The following is a 3013-nucleotide window of genomic DNA, read 5'->3' as shown; positions in this document are numbered from 1 at the left end:
ATACCAAAAAAAAAGTAGTTTGAGAAACTAAAAGGAACAAAATGCAAATACATGAGATTAAATATTTACTAGGACAGAAGGGAATTAAGTTTATTGATATAGACAAGCAATTTTCTTTGAGAGAAGGAACTACAAGGCTTGCTGTATCAAAGCCTTTTAAAGCTATTAGAAAAACTAGCATTCTGTTTGAACAGGATGTTTATGTTAATAAAATTTTAATAGTTTCTGTGTTAGTACTAGTAATACATTGAATACACATTTTAAAGCTAGTAAAATAGTATCAAAAGTATTACATAAGTTCAACATTTTGAAAGAAGAAGGAGAATAGATTTAATGAATTTAAATATTGTAGAGGCTTTTTTACATGCTAATATTTTTGTAAAAATTATTCTAGCTATTTTGCTGATATTTTCGGTATATTCGTGGACTTTAATTTTTATTAAGACTAGTACTTTTAGGAAAAAATATAAGTTATATAACCAGTTTCACAATATTCTGAAAAAAGGTACTAAGGCACAGCTTTATCTTGTGGAAAATAACCCTTATTTAGATATTTTTAATTTTTTAGAAAAAAATCAACCTAAGCTTTTACAAAATGAAAATATTAATTTTGTTATTAGAGATAAAGTAGACGTTTTTATTAAAGAAACTAATGAAGAATTAGAGAATAAACTAGGTCATTTAGCTATTATCGGGAATATGTCACCTTTCGTAGGCTTACTTGGTACTGTGATCGGTATAATTAATTCTTTTAATGCTATCGGAAGTAGTGCTTCTGTATCCTTAGCCATAATCGGTCCTGGTATTGCAGAAGCTTTATATGCCACAGCATTTGGTTTATTTGTAGCGATCCCAGCAGCATTATTTTATAACTATTTTGTGGGTAAAATAGAAACTTATGAACAAAATCAAAACTTATTAATTAAGAAAATTATTTTTTCCCTAATTGAAAATAATAGCACTAATACTGAGGTAATACAAAGTGATGATCAGTAATAAACGTCGTAGAAAATTACTCTCAGAGATTAATGTTACTCCGTTTGTGGATGTAGTATTAGTTCTATTAATTATTTTTATGATTACAGCTCCGTTCTTAAATTCTATTGATGTCAATCTTCCTGAGGTTACCTCATCCCCCTTAGATCTTAAAGAAGATAAACCCGTAGTAATTACTATTAATTCTAAAGGGCAGATATATCTTGATGATACTCCTATTAATTCTAAAGCATTAGATAATGCTCTAACTAAATATAAAAATAAGGAAACTCAGATTTTTATTAAGGGAGATAAAAAAGCTACTTATCAGGATATTATGACTGTAATGTCCGTAGTGGCACAAAAAGGTTTTAAAAATATTTCTCTTATTACAGAAAATCAGCTATGAGGTATGTATATTAAATATTTTATATTTTCTATAGGGATACATTTAATTTTTTTATTACTTTATACTCTTGATTTGCCTATTTCTAAAAAAATTATCTTTAAGCCTATCCAAGTAACAGTAGTCAGGCAACATGCAAATGCTCAGAAGACATCAGTATTACCTAATCCTAATTCAGAGCAGATTGTAGAAGATGTCCCTGTGACAACTCCTGTGCCTGTTCCTCAATCTATACCAGAATTTCCTCTTAATAATGTTCCTAAAAGCTCTGTAATAGATGATTTAATAAAAACACATCAAATAGAGTCCCAAAACCATACTATACCAAATACCCTAAACAAGGAGGAGATAAAACCTGAAAATACACAAATTCCCCAAATGACCGAAGAATTAAACTTAGAACCCCAAAAGAATGAGTCCCAGAAAATAGAACCTAAAGTAGAAGATGATACAAAATTAAAACCTAAAGATAATGATTTAGAAAAATCATTAGATCGAATAGTACAAAAGCAAGAAAAAGATAATTTTCTAAATAGTTTAGGATTAAATGAAAATAGAAGGATTGAGAAAAAACAAGAGCTGACTGAACAAGTTTTAAGTAAATTTCAAGCCTCAGTTTTAAACAAACAGCTCTCAAAATGCTGGTTTTCTCAAGGAGGGTATGATATTAATGAAGATCTTACTGTTAGATTAAAATTAACTATGAATAAAGATGCCAGTATCCAGCACATAGAAGTATTGGAGTTAGAGCAATATAATAATTCTTCTAAAAGAAAAGTAATCTTAAATCAAGTATTACGAGCTTTAAAAAATCCGGAATGTAACCCATTACTTATACCGAAAGAAGATTATTATAAATGGCGAATAATTTACATAACCTTTAAACCGGAGAGGAATTTTTAATGAGTGTTATCAAATTGACCCATATACTGTTTTTAGTAAATATCAACTTAAAGATGGTAGGGTTAACTGTAGTTGGATTACTGTTAAGTCTACAAATGAGTAAGTCTTACTTAAATGTAGACATTACTACTATGAATCTTAATCCTATACCAATAGTTTTAGTCGGATTTCAGGGAGAATCGGAGTTTGCTGAATATGCAAAAGTAATTACTGAGGTTATTGAGCAAGATCTAAAAAAATCTGGGATTTTTGCATTATATAAAGATCCTAATATATTTACTTATGATTTTAATAAACATATTTTAGATTCTCAAGCTTTTAATTACAGTGGCTTCTCAGGGGTAATAATTGGTAGGGTAACCTCAGGTAAAGGGAAGAAATATCAGGTTGAATTTGTGATCTGGGATTTATATAATATCAAGATTCTAGCAGCTTATGGCTATAATATATCTAAGAAAAATCTAATAGATAATATTTATAAAGTAGCTCATGATATTTCTAATGAGATTTATTTTAATTTTGTTGGAGAAACCGGATATTTTAATTCGCAAATTGCCTATGTGTGTAATAACAGTTTAATTGTTAATGATTTAGACGGGAGAAACAAACAACAACTCACTAATGGAAAATATAGGGTTTTATCACCGCGATTCTCTTTAGATAGTAGATACTTAGCTTATATTTCATTTCAGGAAAAAGATCGGAAGAGCGTCGTGTAGGGAAAGAGGG

General features: G+C 29.0%; 4 protein-coding genes. All 4 read left to right on the top strand.

The annotated features are described in order from the left end of the window. Positions 1-41 precede the first annotated feature (41 nt). Positions 42-251 carry a hypothetical protein gene (locus ACQCX0_RS01350; RefSeq protein WP_462562335.1) on the top strand — a complete coding sequence of 70 codons (210 nt, stop codon included), beginning with the start codon at positions 42-44 and terminating at the stop codon, positions 249-251. Positions 252-333: 82 nt separating this feature from the next. Next, positions 334-996, top strand: coding sequence for a MotA/TolQ/ExbB proton channel family protein (locus tag ACQCX0_RS01345; RefSeq protein ID WP_462562334.1), 663 nt, complete (start codon positions 334-336; stop codon positions 994-996). Further along, positions 986-1384, top strand: coding sequence for an ExbD/TolR family protein (locus ACQCX0_RS01340; protein WP_462562331.1), 399 nt, complete (start codon positions 986-988; stop codon positions 1382-1384). Before ACQCX0_RS01345 ends, ACQCX0_RS01340 begins: the two co-directional genes overlap by 11 nt. 3 nt (positions 1385-1387) lie before the next feature. Beyond that, the gene (locus tag ACQCX0_RS01335) at positions 1388-2284 is read left to right on the top strand and encodes a hypothetical protein (protein WP_462562330.1); all 897 of its coding nucleotides are present in this window, start codon (positions 1388-1390) and stop codon (positions 2282-2284) included. The last annotated feature ends 729 nt before the right edge of the window (positions 2285-3013 follow it).

The sequence above is a fragment of the Candidatus Hepatincolaceae symbiont of Strigamia maritima genome (assembly GCF_055505085.1).
Note: the sequence above shows the minus strand (reverse complement) of the source record. Positions and strands in the feature narration are given on the sequence as shown.

Excerpts from the sequence above, each read along its gene's own strand:
- ACQCX0_RS01345 (WP_462562334.1), top strand. The coding sequence starts at position 334 with ATGAATTTAAATATTGTAGAGGCTTTTTTACATGCTAATATTTTTGTA.
- ACQCX0_RS01340 (WP_462562331.1), top strand. The coding sequence starts at position 986 with ATGATCAGTAATAAACGTCGTAGAAAATTACTCTCAGAGATTAATGTT.
- ACQCX0_RS01350 (WP_462562335.1), top strand. The coding sequence starts at position 42 with ATGCAAATACATGAGATTAAATATTTACTAGGACAGAAGGGAATTAAG.
- ACQCX0_RS01335 (WP_462562330.1), top strand. The coding sequence starts at position 1,388 with ATGTATATTAAATATTTTATATTTTCTATAGGGATACATTTAATTTTT.